The sequence below is a fragment of the Flavobacterium gilvum genome (assembly GCF_001761465.1).
Lineage (GTDB): Bacteria > Bacteroidota > Bacteroidia > Flavobacteriales > Flavobacteriaceae > Flavobacterium > Flavobacterium gilvum.
The window spans coordinates 4,338,624-4,362,659 of sequence record NZ_CP017479.1 but is presented as its reverse complement, the minus strand read 5'-3'; the positions used below and the strand labels follow the sequence as shown (position 1 = coordinate 4,362,659).

Sequence of the window (24,036 nt, the reverse complement as noted above, 5' to 3'; positions counted from 1 at the left end):
GGTGCAATCGGTGGTAAGGCGTCATATTATTGTTTATACCAATTAGAAATATAAAATAGTCTTTTTTGTTTAACCTCACCCCAACCCTCTCCAAAGGAGAGAGGATAAAGATTGGATTATTTTATATTTTTAAATGTTATAATAACTTATTTTATTCTGAATGCGCCTATTTTATTCTTACAACTGATAAAGCATTGATTACAGGTACACCAGCCAAAGCACTGAATTTAATTTCAATCCCTTCGCTATCTCTTATGTCAATGATGTACTTAAAGGGTACTGCCACTGCTTCGCCATATTGTTCTTTCAGATTTAAATTTCGAAGAAAGGGATAGCCATTGATATCTACATTAAAAATTCTTTTCACTGCTTTATCAACGGTTGCATCTGCTGTTAGGTTATATAATGATTTCTGCATTTGGGCCTCCGATAAGAGTTCTGCAAAATAAAGGCTCACTTCATATGTACCATCTGGAACATCAAAACGGTAGGAGCCGGGATCAATTTGTTGTGTTTGATATAAAGGCTCATCCGCTGTACAGCTGATTTCACGCTGGGATGCCGGCCGACTGCCTGCACGGTATCTTTTACCCGAAGTATAACCCCAGCTTCCTCTGCTGTATGGCTGGTCAACCATCCATGTGCAATGATTCTTTTTGTCGTAATAGGAATAATTTGAGCCGGCATTTACATGTATGGAAGGAAACGATTCCGGATGTTTGTTCAACGGAAAATCCCAAAGTCTAAATTGAATGGTTGCTACATCTTTTATCACATTGCTACCGATTTTACAAACCGCCTCAAGGAGGTTGCTACCATTCGCAAAAGGCACTTCAAAAACAGCTTTATTATCAACAACTGTTTTTTTACCTAATGACTTTCCTTGGAGAAACAACTCAATTTCCTGTTGATTCGAATAGATGGTTACAGGCTGTTTACAGAAATCTTCTTCCATGCTGGCAGCACTGCCCTCCCTTTGCTCCCAGCCCTTGGAAGCAATCGATACCATAGGAGATTTTTGTAAATAAGCTTGGTATAAAAAGTAAGAATCTTTGAGCTCACGGTCTAAGGTTATTAGGCCTTTATTATTTACATGTGGTGTGGCATCCACTCTCGGTTCCGCAAAAAAATCGACAAATGCCCATGCAAACGCACCAGCAATATATGGCCGCTCCATTATAGCTTTGAGATAATGCTCGTGATAGGCATTCTGATACTCCATTGAGAAGTCGAATCGCTCAGGTGCGAAGCTGCGTACCCGGGGGTCGGCGCCTGCACCATATTCTGTTATCATTACCGGCTTATTTGGGTATTTTTTATGAAATGTATCCATGAATTGTTCAAAGTCACTGAGCTTTTCCCCATACCAGCCTTCATAAATATTCCATCCACAAATTTGAGGTAAATCAATCAGGCCAGCATCACGATATCCTTCGAACCATTCAGCATTCGGAATCATCGTAAAACGGTTTTTGTCTTCTTTGTGAAGTATACTGTCAATTGAAATAGCCAATTTGTTTAAACGTCTCAAATTTTCAGGCTTCTTCGGTTTGTTATTGTTCAGCATTTCGTTCATGTAGGCCCAAACAAATACGCTGGGATGATTGTAGTCCCTGCGTACCAACTCTACGGCCATGTTCAAGCAGTTAGAACGGAAATCATTACTGTTTTCATTGATGTAATTGACAATGGGAATTTCCTCTGTTGCAATGATACCTAAACGGTCGCATGCTTCCAGTATCGCAGGGTCATGCGGGTAATGGGCTATCCGTAAACAATTGCCTCCCATTTGTTTCAGTAGTTCAATATCATGAACATGTTGTTCGTTGCTCAAAGCGAAGCCCTGGTGTGAATAATATTGATGACGGTTTACACCAATTAATTTCAGTGGCTTCCCGTTCAGGATAAATCCCTTGTTCGCATCAAATGTATACCAGCGTAAGCCAAGTGGATTGGAAATCTGGTCAATAAGATGTCCTTTCGAATCCCTAATTTCTGTCGTGACAGTATACAAATAAGGCGAATCGGGGCTCCATAAATGGGGATTAGGAATCGAAAATCCATTTTGCTCAGTCTGATATATTTGACCTGGTAAAATTGTAACTGCAGTCGATTTTGTCGTTATCATTTTGCCGCCAGCATCAGTAATGCGGGTATACTGGAGTATTTTTTGTTTGGCTTTTCCGTCGTTTTTTATTGTAGCACGAAGCCGCACTGTTGCGGTTTGTTCTGTCACTGTCGGTGTTTCGATGAAAACTCCATTAGAGCCATTATTGAGCAAGTCGAAATGAACGTTATTAGTTGTAATCAGGTAAACATCCCGGTAGAGGCCTCCCATAAATGAGAAATCAGCATCTAAAGGAGGAATATTCTCATTATGACTATTATCTACCCGCACAGTTATGACATTTTTTGCACCTAATTTTAGAAGTGAAGTAATTTCGAAACAAAATGAAGTGTATCCGCCTATATGTTTTCCAGCTGAAACACCATTTACAAATAATTCACAAACCTGATTGGCTGCTTCAAAATACATGAATACTCGCTGGTTTTGGTAAGAAGAGTCAATAGAAATTTCTTTAAAATACCAAGCACCGCCTCTGTAATAACCATATTTTTCATCTTCACCATCTTCGGCATTAAAACAGTGTGGAAGATTTACTTGTTCCCAATCTTCCTTTTCACGAAGTACAGCCTGCAGTTCTGAGGTATTACTTTTATGAAATTTCCATCCGGCGTTTAGCGTTTGTATTGACCGGTTGCCTTGAGCAAAAACGGTTACAGAAAAAAAACTGAATATTAGGAATAAGGATAGTCTAATTAAAGATTTCTCTCGGGAATATGCTGATATGTAATGGTAGAGAAGACTTGTTAATTCTGTTTTCATAGTATTGTGATTGAACTTAGAATAATGTGCAAAAGTTGTCTAACGAGAGAACTATTGGAATTTCATTGGAAATAATTTGTGTTACATTTTCATCGCCTGTTGTTAAATGTACTTTTGTAATATTAAAAAAGAGTTGAGCAAAAATAGATATTTTCGACTAAATCTGTTTGCATACAGCTAATTTCTTTAATTGATGATTCGACGATAAAAGACGTTGTAAAGCAGGATGATTGGAGTAGATATGTTAAGCGATTTAAAAATCAAAACTGCTGGTCTAGCATGGTTTTTTTGCGACTTGGTAAAGTGTAGTTTTTTAGGTAAAGTTTCAGAAGGAATGCTTGGTTTGTTTATGAGAAAGGAGACTTAAAGATTAAAATGTATTTTTAAGAAAAGTTTGAAAAAAAAATATGGTTTTCCCTTTCAGTACGCCCTTGAAAAACCAATAAAAAAGCCCTAACTGTTTGATTAGTTAGGGCTTACCTTTTGTAGCGAAGACGGGAGTTGAACCCGTGACCTCAGGGTTATGAATCCTGCGCTCTAACCGACTGAGCTACCTCGCCATATTTGAGACAAATCCTGTCCCTGAATGCGGGTGCAAATATAAAACAATAATTATAGTTTGCAAACGAAAAACAACAAAAAAAAATTTTTTTTCAAAACGTTTTTTTATTGAAGTAATAATCTATATATTTCGAAAAAATTAGACAAAATTCATGGATTTAAAAGTGCGTTACGAAATAGAATTCCCTATAAATTCCTCTCCCCAATTATTGTACCAATATATTTCGACTCCTTCAGGTTTGTCGGAGTGGTTTGCTGACAATGTAAATTCGCGAGGTGAATTTTTTACTTTTATTTGGAATGATTCGCAGGAGAGAGCTAGGCTGGCTTCTAAAAAATCGGGTGAGAAAGTAAAGTTCAGATGGGTTGATGAGAATAATAAGGATACTGAGTATTTTTTTGAATTGAATATCTTAGAAGATGAATTGACTAAAGACGTTTCTTTGATGGTGGTAGATTTTGCCCGAAAAGATGAAATTGAAGAAGCAACTCAGTTGTGGGAAAACCAAATTTCGGATTTGAAACATGTTATCGGTTCTGTATAGTAAGATTTGTATATTATGACTTATATTTGTCACGCCTTTTTTGGCGTGACTTTTTTTTATATACAGTATGGTAAATTTTAATGGTACATTGGTGTCTGAAGATACAAATATGTTGGTTCAGAATCGAGGGTTTTTGTATGGAGACGCAGTTTTTGAAACTGTGAAAATTGTAAACGGGAAAATCTTGTTTTTTGAAGATCATTATTTTAGGTTGATGTCTTCGATGCGTGTCATCCGAATGGAAATTCCAATGGATTTTACGATGGAATACTTGGAAGATCAAATTCTTGATTTGGTTAAAAAAGATGGATTAGAATCGTCTTCAAGAGCTCGAATTACAGTTTATAGAAATGACGGAGGATATTATTTACCACAAAATAATACTGTTTCTTTTTTGATACAGGCTAGTCAGCTTGAAAAAGATGTTTATATTCTTAATGAAGCTGAATATGAAGTCGATTTGTTTAAGGATTTTTATATCACAAAGCAATTGTTGTCCTCGATAAAAACGACAAACCGTTTAATAAATGTAACGGGAAGTGTTTATGCTCACGAGAATGGTCTGGATAATTGTATTTTATTAAATGACAGTAAAAATGTTGTCGAAGCATTGCAAGCTAATATTTTTATGCTGACAGGGAATCAATTAATTACTCCTCCTGTTTCCGAAGGTTGTTTGAATGGTGTCATGAGAAAACAAATTTTAGCTTTGGCTAAAAAAATAGATGGCATTGAAGTGGTTGAAGCTATTATTTCTCCTTTTGATCTTCAAAAAGCAGATGAATTGTTTCTGACAAATGTTATTAAAGGTGTGCAACCGATTACAAAGTACAGGAAAAAAGAATTCTCGATTGAGGTTTCCAAAACTTTGGTTGCAAAATTGAATGAGTCTTTGAATTTAGTTTAAATAGGGGTTTTCGGGGGCGTTGGACCAGATAAGGTATTCGCCTCCCAATTCTATGATTTGTTCTTTCCAGAAATGAGCCGTTGGTCTCCCAATGATTTTATTCTCATAATTGTTTTTGGTGATAATCCACGAATTGGCTTCCATTTCTTTTTCAAGTTGGTGTTCTTCCCATCCGGTATATCCTAAAAAGAAACGAATGTTTTCTTTCTTGATTTTCCCTCTATTGATAAGGTCTTTGGTGGATTCAAAATCGCCACCCCAATAAATGCCACTCGATATTTCGATACTGTTGGGAATTAAATCGGGGATGTTGTGAATAAAATAAAGGTTGTCCTGTTCTACGGGGCCACCATTAAAGATTTTGAAATTGGCATTTATTTCAGGAATCAAATCATTGATGGTATATTTCAATGGTTTGTTCATGATAAAGCCTACCGAGCCATCTTCGTTATGATCGGCCAAAAGAATTACGGATCGATTAAACGATAAGTCTCCAATTATGGATGGTTCGGCTATAAGTAAATATCCTTTTTTTAATTTTTCTGAAATCATAAGGCTATATTTTTAATTAAATTTATGAAAATTTAAATACAAACACAAAGAGTTTCGGAGTTTATTCGTTTAAAAGCATAAAAAAACCCTCCAATAGGAAGGTTAATTATATTTTTCGATAAACTATTTCTTAGTTTACTGCTCCTTCTAAATCTGCTCCAGCTTTGAATTTTACAACATTTTTTGCAGCGATTTTAATAGTTTTTCCAGTTTGAGGATTTCTTCCGTCTCTTGCAGCTCTAGATGAAACTGACCATGAACCGAATCCTACTAAAGATACTTTACCTCCTTTTTTCAAAGTTCCGCCTACATTTCCTAAAAATGATTCCAATGCCAATTTTGCAGCTGCTTTTGTAATTCCTGCATCAGCAGCGATAGCGTCGATTAATTCTGATTTGTTCATAATAATTTGATGTTAATGTTGGTTAAAATAATTGTTAATTATAACAAAATTAATAGGAAATACGGTCTTTGCAAGTGTTTTGCTCTTTTTTAGTCCATTTTGTTGATAACTTACATTCTTTGTTCATAAAGTAGGCTAAAATTCTGAGAAAACACCTCCTAAAAGCCTATTTTTATTGATGTTAATAAACCTTCGCTTTCTCCGAAAAAGTAGCGCCATTTGATATTTCTGCAGCAGTCATTTTCTTTTTCCCCGGAAATTGAAGAGACAGTATTTGAATGTAACCTTCGGTAACTGCAATTTTTATTTCTTTTTTGGTACAAAATAAACTTCCTGTTGGATAGGTGTGTTTTTCTAAAATAGCCTTTGCTTCATAGATTTTTATGTTTAATTCTTCGTCTTTATCACTAAAAAAACACCAAGCAGCAGGGTAAGGGCTCAGTCCCCGAATCAAATTGTGAATTTCAGTAATTGATTTTGACCAATCAATTTTGCAATTTTCCTTGTTCAGTTTATATGCAGTTTTGATATCCAAAGGGTCACTTTGGATGGATGTTGTTACATTTCCGCTTTCAATCGTTTTCAAAGTGTCTATTACCGTATCACACCCTAAGAGCATTAACCTGTCGTGTAATTGCCCGGCATTTTCATTTGGTTCTATGTCGGTTTCAGCGCTCAAAATCATTGCTCCTGTATCTATTTTGTCATCGATAAAAAAAGTGGTTACACCTGTTTTTGTTTCTCCGTTGATGATTGCCCAGTTAATGGGAGCTGCTCCTCTATAATTAGGAAGAAGCGAAGCGTGAAGATTGAATGTTCCCAATGAAGGCATTTCCCAAACTACTTTTGGTAACATTCTAAAAGCAACCACGATTTGAAGATTAGCATTTAATGATTTTAATTCTTCGAGAAAACTCTCATCTTTTAAATTTGTAGGTTGCAATAGTTTTAAATTATTTTCTAAAGCATATTCCTTAACTGCTGAATATTTCAGTTTCTGACCTCGGCCGGCCGGTTTGTCAGCGGCGGTAATTACACCTGCTACTTCATAGTTGTTTTTGATTATGGTATCCAGAATGCCAACGGCAAATTCAGGAGTTCCCATAAATACAATTCGTAATTTTTCCATTAGGTTTTTAAAGTGTATTTATTGTTTTTCTGAATTATTAAAAGTTCATCTTCCAATAATTGTTGCAGTACAAAGATAACATCGTCGGCGGTACTTTTTGTCTTGTCTTGGATTTCTCTTGAATTTAAATCTTCATTTTTTAGCAAATCCATGATTTTTTTAGAAAGAACATTATGATCTTTTTTAGGTTTGTTTTGGGTTATGCAATAAGAACAAATGCCACAATCGGTTTCTGCTTTTTCTCCAAAATAATCTAAAATCATTTTGCTTTTGCAGTTTTTTTTTTCCTTTATATAATTAAGAACCGATTGCAATTGATCTTTTTTGAGTTCATTTTGCCTTGCGAGATATTTAGAAACTTTATTTATAGTCCTTTCGTCTTCCCGAATTTCATTAAAAATTAAAGTCGCGTCATTGTTTTTGGAATGATATTCTATAATGTCTTTTTCTTTCAGTTTATGTAATACCGCCAGGATTTCGGACTCAGAGTGATGAGATTTTTTTGCAATCATTGTTAAATTGAAAGCAGTCTGCATGTCGTAAATTCCGGGATAGGTTCTAAGAATGGTCAGAATAATTTCTTCGTCGTTGGGATTTAGACTTGTATATCGAATGACTTCTTTGGATGGAATTAAAAACTGAAGTGTAATTTTTTCTGAAAATTCCTGAGACAAAGTCAAAACGCCCTGCCCGTCCAAAAACCGAATAGCATTGAAAGTTTTAAGGTCAGGAAATCCATATTTCAAACAAAAATGATGCAGGTTAAAAGTGAATTCCTCGTTTATTCCTTCGCCGTAAGCTATCTGAAAATAATTGCAGAGTTTTACATACATCGTATTCAAAAAAGCTTTGTCTGGCAAAACGTTTATGAATTGATTTTCGGTTTGAATTACATCAGATGGGCTAGTCAGCAAAATGGCATATGCCTTATCACCGTTTCTTCCCGCACGTCCTGCTTCCTGATAATAATTCTCTATGTTTTCGGGTAATTGAATGTGGATAACTGTTTTTACATTGGGTTTGTCAATTCCCATCCCAAAAGCATTTGTGGCAACAATAACCTGTGCTTTTTCCTCCATCCAGAGCTGCATATTTTGCTCTTTTTCTCGTGAGCTAAGTCCGCCATGATAAAAAGTGGCATTAAATCCCAAGCTTTTCAATTGGGTCGATAGATCCAGACACGATTTTCTGTTTCGAACATAGATAATCGAAGGCTGTGGATTTTTTTTAAGAATTTGTTGTATCCTAAAAAGTTTGTCTTCCACTTCAAAAACCATATAGGCAATATTCTTTCGGGCAAAAGATTTTTCAAACTGTTGCGGATTGTGCATACCAAGTTCTTTGATAATATCCTCTTTTACCCTTGGAGTGGCAGTAGCCGTCAAGGCCAAAAAGGGAACCTTCGGGAAATAGGTTTTCAGAGCCGAAATCTTCAAATAAGCCGGACGAAAATCATGTCCCCATTGCGAAACACAATGCGCTTCGTCTATAGTTATTAAGTTTATTGGGAGATTTTTTATTCGTTCCAAAATCCAATCCGATTGCAGACGTTCAGGAGACAGATACAAAAATTTATAATTTCCAAATTGACAATTGTCCAACAAGTCAATCATCTCTTCAGATCGTATACCGCCGGTTAATGCAATAGCTTTGATGCCACGGTTTTGTAAATTGGCAACTTGGTCTTTCATTAAGGCAACCAGTGGCGAAATCACCAAGCAGATTCCCTCGTTCATCATGGCTGGAACTTGGAAACAAATGGATTTTCCTCCGCCTGTTGGCATTAAGGCAAAGGTGTCTTCACCACTCAAAACCGAATCGATTATTTCTTTTTGTAGTGATCTGAAGGAGTAATGTTGCCAATACTTTTGAAGAATTGCTAATGCTTCAGACATTATTTCCGGTTTAGATTTCTAATATTTTATCGCACTGAAATACAATAAATTGCTAAATTTTATCTAATATATAAAGAATTCTGTTATCTACACTATCTTTTGGCACTTCAATTAAATTATAGCCATAATTGGTGTAGGTTTGCTTGAGATGTTTGTAAATAGTTTTTGACTGTTCAAAATTTTCATAACGCTCGCTGTCGCTTTCGTAAATGTCCTCCCAAGGCGGAAGAATGAAAATTTTGTCATACACATTTTCACGGCAGGCATTGTCAAAATGTTCAGGAGAATCATCACCAATAAAGTCCAGATAAGCAACGACATCCGGAATGCCACGGTCAATAAAAACCAATTTGTGAGGCTCTTTTTCAGCATTCTTAAATTGGTTTATTCTACCATCAAGCAACATTTGGCTGAACAATAAAGGATCTTCAAGGAACAATTGTTCGATACCTCTTTTTTGAGCCTCAAGTATAACTTCACGCGAAATTTCGGGATAACAGCAATAGCCTTTTGTCTCTAACCCTTTTATGATAGAACTTTTCCCTGTACCCGGCCCGCCAATGATGACAATAATTTCTTTCTGCACTTTTTGTAATTAAGCGGCAAAAATACTCAAACTTATTGGGAATTAAAAAGGGAAATCAGTTATAGATTATGTTAAAATTGAGGAACGAATCATGGGGCATTTTCAGGAATTATGGGTTCCTGCTGTCCGCTATATTTTTTTTATTTTATCTGGTCAGGGTTTTGGAACCCTGACCAGATAAAATAAAAAAGATGCCGCTCCCATCAGGGTTAAAGAGCAGTCATTGTGCTTTTTTGGAAATATTATTTTGATTGAAAAAACAGTATCAAATAAAGAAAATTGTCAGTGATAAAGCATTTGAAGCATAATTCCTAAATCTAAAATCTAAAATCTAAAATCTAAAACGTATATTTGCCTTTATTTTTAATTTAAGAATGGACAACGATAAAGAGAAAAAGACTGCAGAGTTTTATGAAAGACTAAAAGTTGAGTTGGATAAAAGCAATTCCTGGCCTGCAGAATATTTGTTTAAATTTATAGTTCCCACAACCGAAGAAAACATCCAAAAAGTAGAAGATGCCTTCAATTGTATGGGAGCCGTAATCAAAACGACAAAATCCAAAACAGGAAAATTCACTAGTGTTTCAGTTGATGTAACTGTCAAAGATTCACAGGAAATAATAGATAAGTACCAAGAATTATCCACAATAGAAGGTATAGTTTCCTTATAATTATGATCGAAAAATATAAAAAAGAAAATGCGAATGATGTAGTTTTCAACTTGGAATACAATTCCGAAAGAAAACCATTAATCATTCCAGAGTATGGTCGTCATTTGCAAAAATTGATCGAGCAAGCTACCTCAATTGAAGATGATGCAGAACGCAACAAAGCGGCAAAATACATCATTCAGGTTATGGGAAGCCTGAATCCGCACCTGCGTGACGTACCCGATTTTCAGCATAAGCTTTGGGATCAGCTATTCATTATGTCCGATTTTAAATTAATCGCCGATTCCCCTTATCCTATTCCCTCAAGAGAAGTATTGCAGCTGAAACCAGATGTATTAAAATACCCTCAAAATTACCCAAAATACAGATACTACGGGAATAATATCAAATATATGATTGACGTAGCTAACAAATGGGAAGAAGGAGAAATGAAAAGTGCATTGGTAAAAGTAATTGCCAATCACATGAAAAAATCCTATTTGAGTTGGAATAAAGATACCGTAAAAGACGAAGTAATTTTCGAACATCTTTATGAATTGTCTGACGGGAAACTTAATTTATTGCAAAGTTCAGAGGAGTTGTTAAACACGACTGATTTACTAAGAACCAATAAAAGGGTTTCCAATAAAATAGGCCCTGCAGGACAGCAAAAAAATCAAAACAACAATAAAAACAAAACGGGAAAACCAAAACTGTTTCAAAAAAAATAAAGAGACTAAGAGTCTTAGAAACTTAGAACCTAAAAATAAATAAATGGAAGTTTTCAAAATAGAAGGAGGCGTTCGTCTAAAAGGAGAAGTAATACCTCAAGGAGCAAAAAACGAAGCATTACAAATTTTGTGTGCAGTACTTTTAACTCCGGAAAAAATAACAATCAACAATATCCCGGATATTATCGATATCAATAAATTGATAAAACTTTTGGGGAATTTGGGCGTTAAAATTGAAAAATTAGGCCCAGGTTCTTATACTTTTCAATCAGATGAGGTAAATGTTGGATACTTGGAAACAGAAGCTTTCAAGAAAGAAGGAGGTTCTCTTCGTGGTTCTATTATGATTGTTGGACCGCTTTTGGCACGTTTCGGGAAAGGATATATTCCAAAACCAGGTGGAGACAAAATTGGACGCCGTAGATTGGATACTCATTTTGAAGGGTTCATCAATTTAGGAGCAAAATTCAGATACAACAGAGAAGACCATTTTTATGGAGTAGAAGCTCCTGATGGACTTACTGGAAATTATATGTTACTGGACGAAGCTTCGGTAACAGGAACTGCCAATATTGTAATGGCAGCAGTTTTGGCCAAAGGGACAACAACTATTTACAATGCGGCTTGCGAGCCTTATTTGCAACAGCTTTGCAAAATGTTGAATTCTATGGGAGCCAAAATTACAGGAGTTGGTTCTAATTTATTAACCATCGAAGGAGTTGAAAAACTTGGTGGCTGTACACATAGAATTTTGCCAGACATGATTGAAATCGGTTCTTGGATTGGTCTTGCGGCTATGACAAGAAGCGAAATCACAATTAAAGATGTAAGCTGGGAAAATTTGGGGGTGATTCCAAGTGTATTCAGAAAATTGGGGATTACTTTAGAAAAAAGAGGAGATGATATTTTTATCCCAGAACATAAAGATGGCTACGAAGTAAAAACAGATATTGATGGTTCAATCCTTACAATTGCCGATGCGCCTTGGCCAGGATTTACACCCGATTTGTTGAGCATCGTATTGGTAGTTGCCACACAGGCTAAAGGAGATGTTTTGATTCATCAAAAAATGTTTGAAAGCCGTTTATTCTTTACAGATAAACTAATTGATATGGGGGCGAAAATCATGTTGTGCGATCCGCATAGAGCAGTGGTTATCGGACATGATTTTAAATCAATCCTAAAAGCAACAACAATGTCTTCTCCAGATATTCGTGCGGGAATCTCTTTGTTGATTGCTGCACTTTCTGCCAAAGGAACCAGTACAATACAAAACATTGAGCAAATTGATCGTGGTTACGAACGCATTGACGAACGTCTAAGAGCGATAGGGGCCAAAATAGTTCGAGAAAAACAATAAAAATCAATACAATAATTTTCAAAATCGCTTAAAGAAATTATTTTCACGAGAAAATTAAATTTGTTTAAGCGATTTTTTTAATACAAAAAAGGCAAAAAAATGTCTAATGAACAAAAAGCCATTAAGGCAACTTATTTCAGTATCATTGGGAATACTTCCTTGGCTCTTATAAAAGGGGCGGCTGGTTTTTTTGGAAATTCTTATGCCCTAATTGCCGATGCGATAGAATCTACAACAGATATCTTTGCTTCGTTTTTGGTATTGTTTGGTATAAAATATTCCAGTAAACCTGCAGACGATAATCATCCTTATGGACATGGGAGAGCCGAGCCATTAATTACTTTTTTGGTGGTTGGTTTTTTAATAACGTCGGCTACAGTTATTGGTTACGAAAGTATTACAAATATTCAGACTCCACACGAATTGCCAAAATCTTGGACGCTTTATGTTCTCGGTGCCATTATTCTATGGAAAGAGTATTCGTTTCGATTGGTGATGAAAAGAAGCAAAGAGACTAATAGTTCTTCTCTCAAAGCAGATGCCTGGCATCATAGAAGTGACGCCATAACTTCGGTTGCCGCATTTATCGGGATTTCGACGGCATTGTTTTTAGGCAAAGGCTATGAAGCTGCCGATGATTGGGCCGCATTGTTTGCCGCATTGTTTATAATCTATAATAGTTATTTGATTTTTAGGCCGGCACTTGGCGAAATTATGGACGAGCATCTTTATGACGACTTAGTCGAAGAAATCAGAGAGGTTTCTCACCAAGTGGAAGGTATTATCGACACTGAAAAATGTTTTATCCGTAAAGCGGGAATGAAATACCACGTTGATCTTCATGCTCGTGTAAATGGGGATATTACGGTAAAAGAAGGGCACGATTTGTCACATTTGCTGAAAGATACACTTCGGGAGAAAATACCGGAATTGGGTCATGTATTGATTCATATTGAACCGGATTAGTAAAAATGAAAAAACCAATACAATTTTAAGTATTGGTTTTTTTGTAAAGTATTAAATAAAGGATTGTATGGCCAAATCGTAACTTTTCAGACCAAAGCCCAAAATTACTCCTTTTGCATTTCCAGAAATATAGGATTGATGTCTGAAACTTTCGCGGCCATAAGTGTTCGAAATATGAACTTCTATCACAGGTGTGGTTACTGCTTTGATGGCATCGCCAATTCCTATAGAGGTGTGTGTGTAGGCTCCCGCATTGAGGATTATACCATCATAAGTAAAACCGTATTCCTGAATTTTTCCTATCAATTCGCCTTCAATGTTGCTTTGATAGTAGGTCAGTTCCAGTTGAGGGAATTTGTTTTTCAAAATTTCAAAATAGTCTTCAAAAGTCTGACTTCCATAAATTTCGGGTTCTCTTTTTCCCAAAAGATTCAAATTTGGGCCGTTGATAATACAGATTTTCATAAATGGTTTTGTTTATTAAGGTTTGCTGGGATCAATTTTACATCTCAACAGATTATTTTACAATGCCTGTAAAAATAAAGAAACCCTTTTATATAATTAGTTCAGTTTTTATAAAAGTATGTGATATTATTTTTTTTAAAAGAAATAAAGCCGAAAAATTCGCCATTTGTTTTTTAGAATTAGGATTTAAGTGTTTGATTTACAGTTAAAAAAATTAAGAATTTTTTTATAATTTATTGTTTTAGAAAAAAAAATTACTAAATATTTTAGTTGTTTTTTTAAAATCTTAGTAATGTATAAGTTGTTGTTAATAAGGTTGTTATGTTTTAAAATGAAATTTTTTAACTTTTTTTAATAGTTATTTTATATTAAAACTTGATTCTTTGGCGTTTAATACCATAGTTTTGCCGCACGAATAACCAATTAATTTATCAAAAAAAATGAAAAAGATTATTTTATCAATGGTTGCAGTTTTAGCATTTGGTTTTGCAAATGCACAAGAACAAACAAAAAAAGGAAAATGGTTAGTTGAAGCTAACACAAATTTTGGAGCTACTCAAGTTGGTAACACCAGTTTTCAATTATCTTCTTCTGATGGAGATACTCAATGGAATATAGGAGCTGAAGGTGGTTACTTTGTTGCTGATAATTTGGCTGTTAAAGCAGGTTTAGGTTACGGAGATTTTGGTAACACTGTTTTCTCTTATAAATTAGGAGCTAAATATTATTTGCTAAACAAATTTCCTTTAGAGGCTTCTTTCACTGGAGCAAGTATTGAGCACGCTAGAGAAAATCCATCATATTTTGGATTGCAAGGTGGATATGCTTGGTTTATCGGAAAAAATATTTCTCTTGAGCCAGGTCTTCGTTACAATATTTCTTTAAACAACGATTTTTATGATGATGTTTTCCAATTGAATATAGGATTTGCATTGCATTTCTAATCCAAAAAGAAAATATATTTAAAACCTTCCCTCCTCAGGAAGGTTTTTTTTATGGTCAAAAATATGTTACTTTGGCTCTATGAATTGGGAATCGTATTTAAAAAGTTATCAGTCCTATCTTAAGATTGAAAGGGGTTTGTCAAAGAATACCATTGATAATTATTCTTTTGATATTGAACGATTATGTTCTTTTTTGCATCAAAATTCGATTAAGGTTTCACCGATTGCTATTGGCGAAGAAACGCTGCAACAATTCATTTATGCAGTTTCCAAAGAAGTAAATCCAAGATCCCAGGCCAGAATAATTTCGGGTTTGAAAAGTTTTTTTTCCTATTTGATTTTTGAAGATTTTAGAAACGACAATCCTTTGGAATTAATTGAATCTCCCAAAACCGGCCGCAAATTACCAGATACCCTCGCTGTTGAAGAGATTGATGCCATTATATCTGCAATTGACCTGAGTTCGAACGAAGGAGAGCGCAATCGTGCTTTGTTGGAAACTTTATACGGTTGTGGGCTTCGGGTTTCGGAGTTGGTTGCCTTAAAAATATCCGATTTGTTTTTTGAGGAAGGATTTATCAAAATTACCGGAAAAGGAAATAAACAGCGTTTTGTTCCCGTTGGTGATTTGACCCGTAAATATATAGAGATTTATAAAAACGAAATCAGAGTCCATTTGGACATTCAAAAAGGTTTTGAGGATACTTTGTTTCTGAACAGAAGAGGAAGGCAATTGACCCGAGCGATGATTTTTACAATAATCAAGGATTTGACGGTAAAAATTAATTTAAATAAAAAAATCAGTCCACATACTTTTAGGCATTCATTTGCGACTCATTTATTGGAAAATGGTGCCGATTTACGTTCGATTCAGTTAATGCTTGGACATGAATCTATTACGACTACAGAGATTTATGTGCATTTGGATAGAAAATATTTGACAGAAGTAATGAATGCTTATCATCCTAGAAGATAATTTGAATAAAATTCGGTTTTTTGTGTTAATGGTTGTGTGGAATTCAATATTTTTACAATTGTATTAAAAAATATTAGAATTAATGATTTTTACAGCTCATAAAAACCCGGAAGATTTAAATAGATTATACGAAAGTTCAATCAAACAGCTTCCGAATATTATTTTTCAGATAAGGGTGAATTCTCAAAAACAGATAACTGTCGATTTTTTGAGTAAGCCTATTGAGTTTTTAAATGAATTTTCGATAAATGAATTTTTGGAAGACTCCTACAAATTGTCAAATTATAAAATTTATGAGCCAGATTTAAAAAGCTTTTTGGATTCATATGAAACGGCACTTTCTAGTAATGAAAAATGGGAAATTGATTTTAGATTGCTGTTGCCTGAAAGCGGCTATAAATGGCTTCGTATTGATGCGACACCAAAGAAAAATGACAGTGGAGAAGTGGTTTTTTACGGACTTATTTCGGATATAACGGTTGTAAAAGAACAGGAAATAAGACTAAAAGTAGCCGATGAGAGATATCATTTTGCTGTACAAGCTTCAGATAGGGGAGTTTGGGATTGGGATTTGATAACTAATAAAGTATATTATTCTTCAGAATCGATGAAAATTCTGGAACTGACAGAATCGGATTTGGTTGCAGCACCCGAAGAATGGGACGAGAGAGTTCATCCAGACGACAGGGAAGAATATTATGGTAACATAAATCTTCATTTTGACAATAAAATTCCATTTTATGAGACCTGTCATCGGGTTTTGTGTAATGGTAGGTACAAATGGATTCTGGACCGTGGCAAAGTAATTGAAAGAGATGCTGATGACAAGCCTTTGAGAATTGTTGGTACTCATACTGATATATCTGTTCAAAAGGAAAGAGAAATCGAATTGGCCAAAATGCTCGAAATTGTAAATATTCAAAATAATAAGTTGCTGAATTTTGCGCATATTGTTTCCCATAATTTAAGGACGCACAGCGGAAATATTAAATCTTTGTTGGATTTGCATAAAGAAGCACTTTTGTCGGATGTTGACACTTTGAGTAATATTCAGATTGTTTCGGATGAATTGTTCTCCACGATTGAAAATCTGAATGATTTGGTGAGTATATATGCCGAAAAGGAAAGCAATATGCAGTCCTTAAAAGTCAATATTTTTATTGATAAAGTTCTCGACGTTTTGAACGACTCGATAAAACAAAAAGGGATTCAGGTCATGAATTATATCCCGTCGTCAGTTGAGGTGTTTTGTGTTCCTGCCTATCTGGAAAGCATCATGCTAAATCTGGTTACCAATGCAATTAAATATTCGGATCCTGGTAAAGAACCAAAGATCATTTTTACCACCGAAGCTAATGATGATTTCGTGGTTTTGAATGTAAAAGACAACGGATTAGGAATTGATCTGGAAAAACATAAGGATTCAATTTTTGGGTTGTACAAAACATTTCACAGGAACAATGATGCAAGGGGAGTGGGCTTGTATTTAACCAAAAATCAAATTGAAAATATGGGAGGGAAAATAGAAGTCGAAAGTACGCTAAACTTTGGAACAACCTTTAAGATTTATTTTAAGAAGGGGTAATATTTTTATTGTTCAAATGGCAAAAAAAAACCAAATCCCAATTTAAAAATAATTGGAATTTGGAATTTAATAACTTGGAATTTGAGAGCGCTTACTTTGCTATATTTACAGCTCTAGTTTCTCTGATTACGGTAACTTTCACTTGACCAGGGTAAGTCATTTCAGTTTGAATCTTTTGTGAAATTTCGAATGATAAATTAGCAGCATTTTCATCTGATACTTTTTCACTTTCGACAATTACACGAAGTTCTCTACCGGCTTGGATAGCGTAGGCATTTTTTACTCCGCTAAATCCGTAAGCAACATCTTCAAGGTCTTTTAAACGTTGAATGTATGAATCCAAAACTTGTCTTCTGGCTCCTGGTCTGGCACCTGAAATAGCATCACAAACCTGAATGATTGGCGAAAGCAATGATTTCATTTCTATTTCGTCGTGGTGAGCTCCAATTGCGTTGCAAACTTCTTCTTTCTCGCCATATTTTTCAGCCCATTGCATACCTAATAGAGCGTGTGGTAAATCACTTTCTGCATCTGGCACTTTACCGATATCGTGAAGTAAACCGGCTCTTTTGGCAAGTTTAACATTCAGTCCTAATTCGGCAGCCATGATTCCGCAAAGTTTAGAAACCTCACGTGAGTGTTGCAATAAGTTTTGTCCGTAAGAAGAACGGTATTTCATTCTTCCAACTACTTTTATCAATTCTGGGTGCAAACCGTGTATTCCTAAATCAATCACGGTACGTTTACCTACTTCGATGATTTCGTCGTCAATTTGTTTGGTAGTTTTGGCAACAACTTCTTCAATACGTGCTGGGTGAATACGTCCATCTGTAACCAATTTGTGCAATGCCAAACGGGCGATTTCCCTGCGAACCGGGTCAAAACAAGAAAGAATAATGGCCTCAGGAGTGTCGTCTACGATAATTTCAACGCCTGTTGCGGCTTCAAGTGCACGGATATTTCTACCTTCACGCCCGATGATTCTTCCTTTTACATCATCCGATTCGATGTTGAAAACAGATACACAGTTTTCAACAGCTTCTTCTGTTCCAACTCTCTGGATAGTGTTAATGATGATTTTCTTGGCTTCTTGTTGTGCAGTCAATTTTGCCTCTTCAATAGTTTCTTGAATATGCGACATTGCTTTGCTCTTCGCTTCTCCTTTCAGGCCTTCAACAAGTTGTTCTTTGGCCTCTTCAGCAGATAATCCAGAGATAACTTCCAATTGTTGTAATTGACTTTTATGAAGCCTGTCAACCTCTTGTTGTTTTTTCTCTAAATTTTCAATTTTTGAATTGTACTCAGCAGTTTTGGCTTCAAAATCATCGTTTACTTTTTTAGCTTTGGATAATTCATTTGAAACCTGAGATTCTTTGTCGCGAACTCTTTTTTCTACTTCGGCTACTTTTTTGTCTCGCGCCAAAATAACTTGTTCGTGTTCAGCTTTTAGTTCAATAAATTTTTCTTTTGCCTGAAGAATTTTATCTTTCTTTATGTTTTCAGCTTCAAGATTAGCGTCTTTTAGTATAGATGCGGCCTCTTTTTTTGCGCTTTTAATCAAATTAGAGATGTTGCTTTTTTCTATGAATTTGGCTAGACCAAATCCTAGTGCAATACCTGCAATTCCTGAAATAATTATTGTTATGATGTCCATGTTTGTAAAAAAAATTAATATATAAAAAAGCCTACATTAGAAGTTGTATAAACTCGAAAAGACAAGTTTTGGGCTAACTCACTGTTCAAGTTTCCTCGCCGAAGCGTGGCATACTTTAGTAGTGATGATTCGCTCATTCTAAATTGTTAGTGTTGAGTTTACCAATATGAACTAATGTAGGCAGTATCTTAGTCTATGTAAAGAACGTCTTGTGTTTAGAGATATTCGTCCAAAAGCAAATTGATTTTGTTCAATCTTTCAATGGTTTCCTCGCCATTTATGATGTTGTCAATCTGTTTTTGTTCTACTTGAGAGGCAAATTGTAAAGCGCACATGGCCAATACATCTTGTTTGTCTCTTACGGCATAATTTTCTTCAAATTGCTTTATCATTGCATCAATTTTTCTTGAAGCACTTCTAAGTCCTTCCTCCTGAGCAAAATCTACTGTTAATGGGTAAACTCTGTCAGCAATTGATATCTTAATTTTAAGCTTTTCGTCCATTTTTTTACTAATCTGATAGCTGTGCTATACAGTAATCAATTTCACGAATTATTGAATTTATTTTAAGCTTTGTATCTCTTTTATTGTCGTCACTGCCTAATAATGTATTGGCTATTTTGAGTGTTTCTATTTGTGTTTTTAGCGATTCAATCTCATTGGATTGATTTTGTATTAACACTGCAGCATTTTGTAACTCTGTATTTAATTCATGATTGTTTTGTTCTAAACTTTTTATTTTAATAAAAAGTTTTCCAATCTTATTTTCTAGAGTATCAATTATTTCTGCAATCACACTCATTATAATTCCTATTCATTACTTAATCTTACAAAGTTAGTATTCCTTTTTATTAATGCAATATTTTATCGATTTTTTTACGTTAATTTAATTAACTAATTATTAACTAGTGTGTTGTGTATTGTGTTTGTTTTGTCTTGTGGGGTTTGCTTCCTTTTTTTATCTTAGCAAAAATGTATTGTATGAAATTTTCCTTTTTTTCCATCCTCTTTACCACTATTCTTTTTGCCCAAACTGATTATCCTAAAGACTATTTTCGTTCACCGGTAGATATTCCGATTCAATTGTCAGGGAATTTTGGCGAATTAAGACCTAATCATTTTCACGCCGGTTTTGATATAAAAACTCAGCAAAGAGAGGGTTTAAATGTATATGCGGTTGCTGATGGTTATGTTTCTAGAATTAAGATTTCTACTTTTGGTAACGGAAAAACAATTTATATCGATCATCCAAATGGCTATACTTCGGTTTATGGCCATTTGCAAAGAGCAACCGACTCTATTGAAAGTTTTATAAAAAAAACGCATTATAAGGAAAAGGCTTTTGAAATTGAAATGTATTTTAAGCCTAATGAAATGCCTGTTAAGAAAGGACAATTAATTGCGCTTTCTGGTAATACAGGTTCTTCAGAGGGGCCACATCTTCATTTTGAATTTCGGGATACCAAAACGGAGAAAATCATTAATCCGATGTTTTTTGGTTTTGATGCTTTTTTGAAAGATACCAAAAACCCGATTGTTTCTAATTTGTATGTTTATCCACTTGATTCAAAAACAACAGTTAATCATTCCCAGCGGCCTATCCCAATTAATTTGTCTCTGCAAAAAGACGGAACTTATTTGGCTGACAAAGTTGTTGCCAACGGAAAAATAGGATTTGGTGTCATTACTTATGATTATGACGATGTTTCCTTTAACCGAAATGGCGTTTTTGATGTGAACTTGTCCTGCAACGGAAAACCAATTTTTGGGTATCAATTTAACACCTATTCTTTTGACGAAATGCGTTATGTAAACGCTTTAATCGATTATTCGAAGTATAAAAAAACAGGGCAAAGGGTTCAAAAATTATTTATGGATCCACGTTATAATTTGAGTATTATTAGGACTGATGAATCGAATGGGATTCTGACAGTGCAACCCAATTTGATTTCGGCTTGTAATTTGCAGGTTACGGATTTTTATGGAAACAAAACCCAAATTGCGATTCCGGTAGAGTACGATTTGCTTTCGACTATAATCGAAAAAGAACCTGTTGTTTCGAATTATTTTGTAAAAACGTCGAAGGATTGTTTTTTTGAAAAAGATAAATGTTCCGTGTTTTTTCCGGCGGGAACATTCTACAGTGATTTTAATTTGAATTTTGATGTAAAAAATAATGTTTTAACAGTTCATGATGATACTGTTCCGGCGCACAGCAATTTTACAATCACCATGGAAAATGATAGTTTTCCTGCTGATAAAAAAGACAAAGTTTTCATAGGTCGTATAGAGGGAACGAGGATAAGTTATAATACAACTCGTGAAAAAGGCAATGTTTATGAGACAAAAGTGAAAACGCTGGGTCAGTATAAATTAGCGATGGACACTGTTGCTCCTGTGATAAAGATTGCAAAACCAATTGAAGGGAAAAGATTGGATGCTCAAAAATTGCTGCGAGTTAGTATTTCTGATAGTATGTCGGGTATTAAAGCGTATAACGGCTATCTCAACGGAAAGTGGATTTTGATGGAATACGATAACAAAACAGGAGTTTTAACCCATGACTTTGATGACGGAATTGTAGCCGAGGGAGACAATGAATTAAAAGTTATTGTGGTTGATAATGTAGGCAATTCTACTACTTTTGTAACACATTTTCTAAGAAATAAGAAACCGTAAAACAAAATCTATTGAATATTTTTAAACCTCTTTATTGTTTTGTTTTTTTATGGATGGGAATAAATTCATTTGCTCAAACGGCTATTGTAAAAGGAGTTGTTTTGAACGAAAAGAATCTTCCGGCAGAAGGGGTGAATGTGACCTGTCTGACTGCTATTACAAAGACAGATGAACAGGGTTTTTATCAAATTTCAATTCCTGCCAATCAAGATGTTACGGTAGTTTTTACCCATGTTTCCTTAAAAAAAGTCAGTCTGAAAGTTTCATTGTCTCCAAATGAAGTTTTTGTTTTTAATATGAACATGAGTGATTATGAGGAGCAGATGGGAGAAGTTGTCGTTAATTCTACCAATAAAAAAGCAGTTCAGGGGATTGTTACTTTTGAAGCCAAAGACATTCGGTTTGTGCCTGGAGCCAATGCCGGTATCGAAAACGTTTTGAAAACTTTGCCCGGAGTCAATTCCAATAATGAGTTGAGTACACAATATGCTGTTCGAGGTGGAAATTATGATGAGAATCTGGTTTATGTTAACGAAATAGAAGTATATCGCCCTTTTCTCATCAGATCGGGACAACAGGAAGGATTGAGTTTTACCAATACCGATTTGGTTCAGAATATTGATTTTTCGGCGGGAGGTTTTCAGGCTAAATATGGAGATAAAATGTCTTCGGTCTTGGATATAACGTATAGAAATCCGACACAATTTGGTGCTATTATGGAAATGAGTTTCCTTGGTGGAAGCCTTGCCGTGGATGCGGTTTCCAAAAACAAAAAATGGTCGGCAATAACGGGAATCAGGTATCGAAACAATAGTCTTCTTGTTAACAGTGAGGAAACCCAAACCAATTACACTCCGACTTTTGCAGATATACAGGCCAATATCAATTATCAGGCTTCTCCAAAATGGCAATGGAGTTTTCTGGGGAATATTTCGCAAAACAAATATTTGTATCAGCCTTTAACGCGTCAGACGAATTTTGGCACTGCCGATGCTCCAAAGGCTCTTGCTGTTTACTATAATGGCATGGAAAAAGACAAATACGATACTTATTTTGGAGCGTTAAAAACAACCTATCAGGTGAGCGATACTTTTACACTGAAATTTATAGGTTCCCTATTTCATACTATCGAGCAAGAGTATTTTGATATTTACGCACAATACCGTTTGGGAGAAGTTGATACCAATGTTGGTTCCGATACTTATGGAGATATTATGTATTCAAGAGGAGTGGGCTCTCAGCTCAATCACGCGCGAAATGATTTGGATGCTTTAATTGCCAATTTGGAAGTAAAAGGGTTAAAAAATTGGAAGCAAAATCAAATTCAGTGGGGGGTAAAATATACTAGAGAATCCATTCGAGACCGAATTTCGGAATGGGAAATGATTGATTCAGCTGGGTTTGCGATACGACCGCCAAAAGTGTTGCCCAAAAACGATGAGCCCTATCAGCCTTATGAAGGATTGTTGCTTCCGTACCAATATGTAAAAGCGACAAATTTTACCAATATCGATAGGTTTTCGGCTTATGGACAATGGGGGCATAAGGGTAATTTGGGGAAAAATGAAATTTGGTATAATTTGGGTGTTCGTATGCAAAGTTGGGAAGTTTCTGGGGACAATTTAAACGGGAATTTTCAAACGGTTTTTAGTCCGAGAGCTCAATTTGGCATAAAGCCAAATTGGAAAAAAGATATACTTTTTAGGTTCTCGGCAGGGATTTATAATCAGCCGCCATTTTATAGGGAATTGCGCGATTATGATGGGGTAGTGCAGACCAATGTCAAAGCTCAAAAATCGATAAATTTTGTTTTAGGAAATGATTATAGTTTCAAAATATGGCAAAGACCTTTTAAACTGGTGACAGAGGCCTATTATAAAAAAATGACTGATGTTAATCCTTATACGATTGATAATGTAAGGATTCGTTATGCGGCCGATAACAATGCGGTTGCTTATGCTCAAGGTTTGGATGTACGGTTGAATGGAGAATTTGTTCCCGGAACCGATTCATGGATTAGTTTTGGTTATCTAAAAACAGAAGAGAATATCGATGACAAAGGATATATCGCAAGGCCAACAGACCAAAGATTAAAATTTGGTCTTTTGTTTCAGGATTATATGCCAAAGATTCCGAGTTTGAAAGTATATCTTAATTTGGTTTACAACACGGGATTACCCTGTGGTTCGCCCGCTTATGCCGATCCTTATTTATACCAAAATAGATTGAATGACTACCGGCGTGTGGATATTGGTTTTTCAAAAGTTTTCATTGATCAAAAGGTAGGAATGTCCAAAAGGAAATTCTTCAAGGAATTTAAAGAACTGTCTTTGGGTTTTGAAATTTTCAATCTTTTTAATAATCAAAATGCAATAACAAATACTTGGGTGCGCGATGTGTACACCAAGACAGAATATGCAATTCCGAATTACATGACTACACGAGTTTTTAACCTGAAATTGAATGCTAGGTTGTAAATTCCACTCCTTTGGAGGGGTGGCTGTAAGCCGGGGTGGGAAAATGGTGTTTTTTTTAATGAATTTGTGGTGAAACACCCCGCCC

The 24,036-nt window shown here is 35.2% G+C and carries 22 protein-coding genes and 1 tRNA gene; 12 read left to right on the top strand and 11 right to left on the bottom strand.

Annotated features, from left to right (window positions below; translation table 11 throughout):
• Window positions 1-166 precede the first annotated feature (166 nt).
• Complete coding sequence (locus EM308_RS17695) at window positions 167-2,887, bottom strand: glycoside hydrolase family 2 TIM barrel-domain containing protein (protein WP_083273913.1); 2,721 nt, start codon at window positions 2,885-2,887, stop codon at window positions 167-169.
• Between the two features lie 147 nt (window positions 2,888-3,034).
• Here EM308_RS17695 and EM308_RS18435 point away from each other — a divergent pair, with 147 nt between their 5' ends.
• Entirely contained in the window at window positions 3,035-3,196 is a 162-nt protein-coding gene (locus EM308_RS18435) for a DUF4372 domain-containing protein (RefSeq protein WP_081907296.1), read from the top strand.
• A 177-nt stretch (window positions 3,197-3,373) separates the two neighbouring features.
• Here EM308_RS18435 and EM308_RS17690 read toward each other — a convergent pair.
• A tRNA-Met gene (locus EM308_RS17690) sits at window positions 3,374-3,447 on the bottom strand.
• A gap of 153 nt (window positions 3,448-3,600) precedes the next feature.
• Here EM308_RS17690 and EM308_RS17685 point away from each other — a divergent pair.
• Both EM308_RS17685 and EM308_RS17680 read left to right on the top strand, forming a co-directional pair.
• On the top strand, window positions 3,601-3,993 hold the full coding sequence (locus EM308_RS17685; protein WP_035637627.1) for an START-like domain-containing protein: 393 nt from the start codon (window positions 3,601-3,603) through the stop codon (window positions 3,991-3,993).
• 67 nt (window positions 3,994-4,060) lie between these two features.
• A complete protein-coding gene (locus tag EM308_RS17680) occupies window positions 4,061-4,900 on the top strand; it encodes an aminotransferase class IV (RefSeq protein ID WP_035637630.1) in 840 nt (279 codons plus the stop codon).
• On the opposite strand, the gene EM308_RS17675 is transcribed toward EM308_RS17680, so the two are convergent.
• The 5 genes from EM308_RS17675 to EM308_RS17655 form a co-directional block, all read right to left on the bottom strand.
• Window positions 4,892-5,452 (bottom strand): YqgE/AlgH family protein, encoded by a 561-nt coding sequence (locus EM308_RS17675; RefSeq protein WP_035637632.1) that lies wholly within the window; start codon window positions 5,450-5,452, stop codon window positions 4,892-4,894. The two genes, EM308_RS17680 and EM308_RS17675, sit on opposite strands and share 9 nt — an antisense overlap.
• 130 nt (window positions 5,453-5,582) lie before the next feature.
• A complete protein-coding gene (locus EM308_RS17670) occupies window positions 5,583-5,855 on the bottom strand; it encodes an HU family DNA-binding protein (RefSeq protein WP_035637634.1) in 273 nt (90 codons plus the stop codon).
• 181 nt (window positions 5,856-6,036) lie between these two features.
• Window positions 6,037-6,984 (bottom strand): methionyl-tRNA formyltransferase, encoded by a 948-nt coding sequence (gene fmt, locus EM308_RS17665; RefSeq protein ID WP_035637636.1) that lies wholly within the window; start codon window positions 6,982-6,984, stop codon window positions 6,037-6,039.
• Window positions 6,984-8,879: a RecQ family ATP-dependent DNA helicase gene (locus EM308_RS17660; RefSeq protein ID WP_035637638.1), complete on the bottom strand. Its 1,896-nt coding sequence runs from the start codon at window positions 8,877-8,879 to the stop codon at window positions 6,984-6,986. Before EM308_RS17660 ends, fmt begins: the two co-directional genes overlap by 1 nt.
• A 52-nt stretch (window positions 8,880-8,931) precedes the next feature.
• Window positions 8,932-9,465 (bottom strand): AAA family ATPase, encoded by a 534-nt coding sequence (locus EM308_RS17655; RefSeq protein WP_035637641.1) that lies wholly within the window; start codon window positions 9,463-9,465, stop codon window positions 8,932-8,934.
• Window positions 9,466-9,839: 374 nt separating this feature from the next.
• On the opposite strand from EM308_RS17655, the gene EM308_RS17650 reads away from it, so the two are divergent.
• From EM308_RS17650 to EM308_RS17635, 4 genes are all read left to right on the top strand, one after another.
• A complete protein-coding gene (locus tag EM308_RS17650) occupies window positions 9,840-10,136 on the top strand; it encodes a DUF493 family protein (protein WP_035641212.1) in 297 nt (98 codons plus the stop codon).
• 2 nt (window positions 10,137-10,138) lie between these two features.
• Window positions 10,139-10,846, top strand: coding sequence for a DUF4290 domain-containing protein (locus EM308_RS17645; protein ID WP_035641215.1), 708 nt, complete (start codon window positions 10,139-10,141; stop codon window positions 10,844-10,846).
• A 43-nt stretch (window positions 10,847-10,889) separates the two neighbouring features.
• Entirely contained in the window at window positions 10,890-12,206 is a 1,317-nt protein-coding gene (gene murA / locus EM308_RS17640) for a UDP-N-acetylglucosamine 1-carboxyvinyltransferase (RefSeq protein ID WP_035641217.1), read from the top strand.
• Window positions 12,207-12,305: 99 nt separating this feature from the next.
• Complete coding sequence (locus EM308_RS17635) at window positions 12,306-13,172, top strand: cation diffusion facilitator family transporter (protein ID WP_035641219.1); 867 nt, start codon at window positions 12,306-12,308, stop codon at window positions 13,170-13,172.
• Between the two features lie 51 nt (window positions 13,173-13,223).
• Here the strand turns inward: EM308_RS17635 and aroQ are convergent, their stop codons facing one another.
• On the bottom strand, window positions 13,224-13,637 hold the full coding sequence (aroQ, locus tag EM308_RS17630) for a type II 3-dehydroquinate dehydratase (RefSeq protein ID WP_035641224.1): 414 nt from the start codon (window positions 13,635-13,637) through the stop codon (window positions 13,224-13,226).
• A 440-nt stretch (window positions 13,638-14,077) separates the two neighbouring features.
• Between aroQ and EM308_RS17620 the strand changes: the two genes are divergently transcribed.
• The 3 genes from EM308_RS17620 (at window position 14,078) to EM308_RS17610 (ending at window position 17,142) form a co-directional block, all read left to right on the top strand.
• Complete coding sequence (locus tag EM308_RS17620) at window positions 14,078-14,581, top strand: porin family protein (RefSeq protein ID WP_035641259.1); 504 nt, start codon at window positions 14,078-14,080, stop codon at window positions 14,579-14,581.
• 79 nt (window positions 14,582-14,660) lie between these two features.
• Complete coding sequence (locus tag EM308_RS17615) at window positions 14,661-15,557, top strand: site-specific tyrosine recombinase (protein WP_035641261.1); 897 nt, start codon at window positions 14,661-14,663, stop codon at window positions 15,555-15,557.
• Between the two features lie 82 nt (window positions 15,558-15,639).
• On the top strand, window positions 15,640-17,142 hold the full coding sequence (locus EM308_RS17610) for a PAS domain-containing sensor histidine kinase (protein ID WP_035641263.1): 1,503 nt from the start codon (window positions 15,640-15,642) through the stop codon (window positions 17,140-17,142).
• A 91-nt stretch (window positions 17,143-17,233) separates the two neighbouring features.
• On the opposite strand, the gene rny is transcribed toward EM308_RS17610, so the two are convergent.
• The 3 genes from rny to EM308_RS17595 form a co-directional block, all read right to left on the bottom strand.
• Window positions 17,234-18,796 carry a ribonuclease Y gene (gene rny / locus EM308_RS17605; protein WP_070261886.1) on the bottom strand — a complete coding sequence of 521 codons (1,563 nt, stop codon included), beginning with the start codon at window positions 18,794-18,796 and terminating at the stop codon, window positions 17,234-17,236.
• 215 nt (window positions 18,797-19,011) lie between these two features.
• Entirely contained in the window at window positions 19,012-19,299 is a 288-nt protein-coding gene (locus EM308_RS17600) for a cell division protein ZapA (RefSeq protein ID WP_035637463.1), read from the bottom strand.
• 7 nt (window positions 19,300-19,306) lie between these two features.
• A complete protein-coding gene (locus EM308_RS17595) occupies window positions 19,307-19,597 on the bottom strand; it encodes a hypothetical protein (RefSeq protein WP_035637465.1) in 291 nt (96 codons plus the stop codon).
• Between the two features lie 179 nt (window positions 19,598-19,776).
• On the opposite strand from EM308_RS17595, the gene EM308_RS17590 reads away from it, so the two are divergent.
• Entirely contained in the window at window positions 19,777-21,474 is a 1,698-nt protein-coding gene (locus tag EM308_RS17590; protein WP_035637467.1) for a M23 family metallopeptidase, read from the top strand.
• A gap of 53 nt (window positions 21,475-21,527) precedes the next feature.
• The gene (locus tag EM308_RS17585; RefSeq protein WP_070261884.1) at window positions 21,528-23,951 is read left to right on the top strand and encodes a TonB-dependent receptor; all 2,424 of its coding nucleotides are present in this window, start codon (window positions 21,528-21,530) and stop codon (window positions 23,949-23,951) included.
• Window positions 23,952-24,036 lie beyond the last annotated feature (85 nt).

Excerpts from the sequence above, each read along its gene's own strand:
- EM308_RS17685 (WP_035637627.1), top strand. The coding sequence starts at position 3,601 with ATGGATTTAAAAGTGCGTTACGAAATAGAATTCCCTATAAATTCCTCT.
- EM308_RS17600 (WP_035637463.1), bottom strand. The coding sequence starts at position 19,299 with ATGGACGAAAAGCTTAAAATTAAGATATCAATTGCTGACAGAGTTTAC.
- EM308_RS17660 (WP_035637638.1), bottom strand. The coding sequence starts at position 8,879 with ATGTCTGAAGCATTAGCAATTCTTCAAAAGTATTGGCAACATTACTCC.
- aroQ (WP_035641224.1), bottom strand. The coding sequence starts at position 13,637 with ATGAAAATCTGTATTATCAACGGCCCAAATTTGAATCTTTTGGGAAAA.
- EM308_RS17595 (WP_035637465.1), bottom strand. The coding sequence starts at position 19,597 with ATGAGTGTGATTGCAGAAATAATTGATACTCTAGAAAATAAGATTGGA.
- EM308_RS17670 (WP_035637634.1), bottom strand. The coding sequence starts at position 5,855 with ATGAACAAATCAGAATTAATCGACGCTATCGCTGCTGATGCAGGAATT.
- murA (WP_035641217.1), top strand. The coding sequence starts at position 10,890 with ATGGAAGTTTTCAAAATAGAAGGAGGCGTTCGTCTAAAAGGAGAAGTA.
- EM308_RS17590 (WP_035637467.1), top strand. The coding sequence starts at position 19,777 with ATGAAATTTTCCTTTTTTTCCATCCTCTTTACCACTATTCTTTTTGCC.
- EM308_RS17675 (WP_035637632.1), bottom strand. The coding sequence starts at position 5,452 with ATGATTTCAGAAAAATTAAAAAAAGGATATTTACTTATAGCCGAACCA.
- rny (WP_070261886.1), bottom strand. The coding sequence starts at position 18,796 with ATGGACATCATAACAATAATTATTTCAGGAATTGCAGGTATTGCACTA.
- EM308_RS17585 (WP_070261884.1), top strand. The coding sequence starts at position 21,528 with ATGGGAATAAATTCATTTGCTCAAACGGCTATTGTAAAAGGAGTTGTT.
- EM308_RS17620 (WP_035641259.1), top strand. The coding sequence starts at position 14,078 with ATGAAAAAGATTATTTTATCAATGGTTGCAGTTTTAGCATTTGGTTTT.
- EM308_RS17615 (WP_035641261.1), top strand. The coding sequence starts at position 14,661 with ATGAATTGGGAATCGTATTTAAAAAGTTATCAGTCCTATCTTAAGATT.
- EM308_RS17695 (WP_083273913.1), bottom strand. The coding sequence starts at position 2,887 with ATGAAAACAGAATTAACAAGTCTTCTCTACCATTACATATCAGCATAT.
- EM308_RS17610 (WP_035641263.1), top strand. The coding sequence starts at position 15,640 with ATGATTTTTACAGCTCATAAAAACCCGGAAGATTTAAATAGATTATAC.
- EM308_RS17645 (WP_035641215.1), top strand. The coding sequence starts at position 10,139 with ATGATCGAAAAATATAAAAAAGAAAATGCGAATGATGTAGTTTTCAAC.
- EM308_RS17680 (WP_035637630.1), top strand. The coding sequence starts at position 4,061 with ATGGTAAATTTTAATGGTACATTGGTGTCTGAAGATACAAATATGTTG.
- EM308_RS17635 (WP_035641219.1), top strand. The coding sequence starts at position 12,306 with ATGTCTAATGAACAAAAAGCCATTAAGGCAACTTATTTCAGTATCATT.
- EM308_RS17650 (WP_035641212.1), top strand. The coding sequence starts at position 9,840 with ATGGACAACGATAAAGAGAAAAAGACTGCAGAGTTTTATGAAAGACTA.
- fmt (WP_035637636.1), bottom strand. The coding sequence starts at position 6,984 with ATGGAAAAATTACGAATTGTATTTATGGGAACTCCTGAATTTGCCGTT.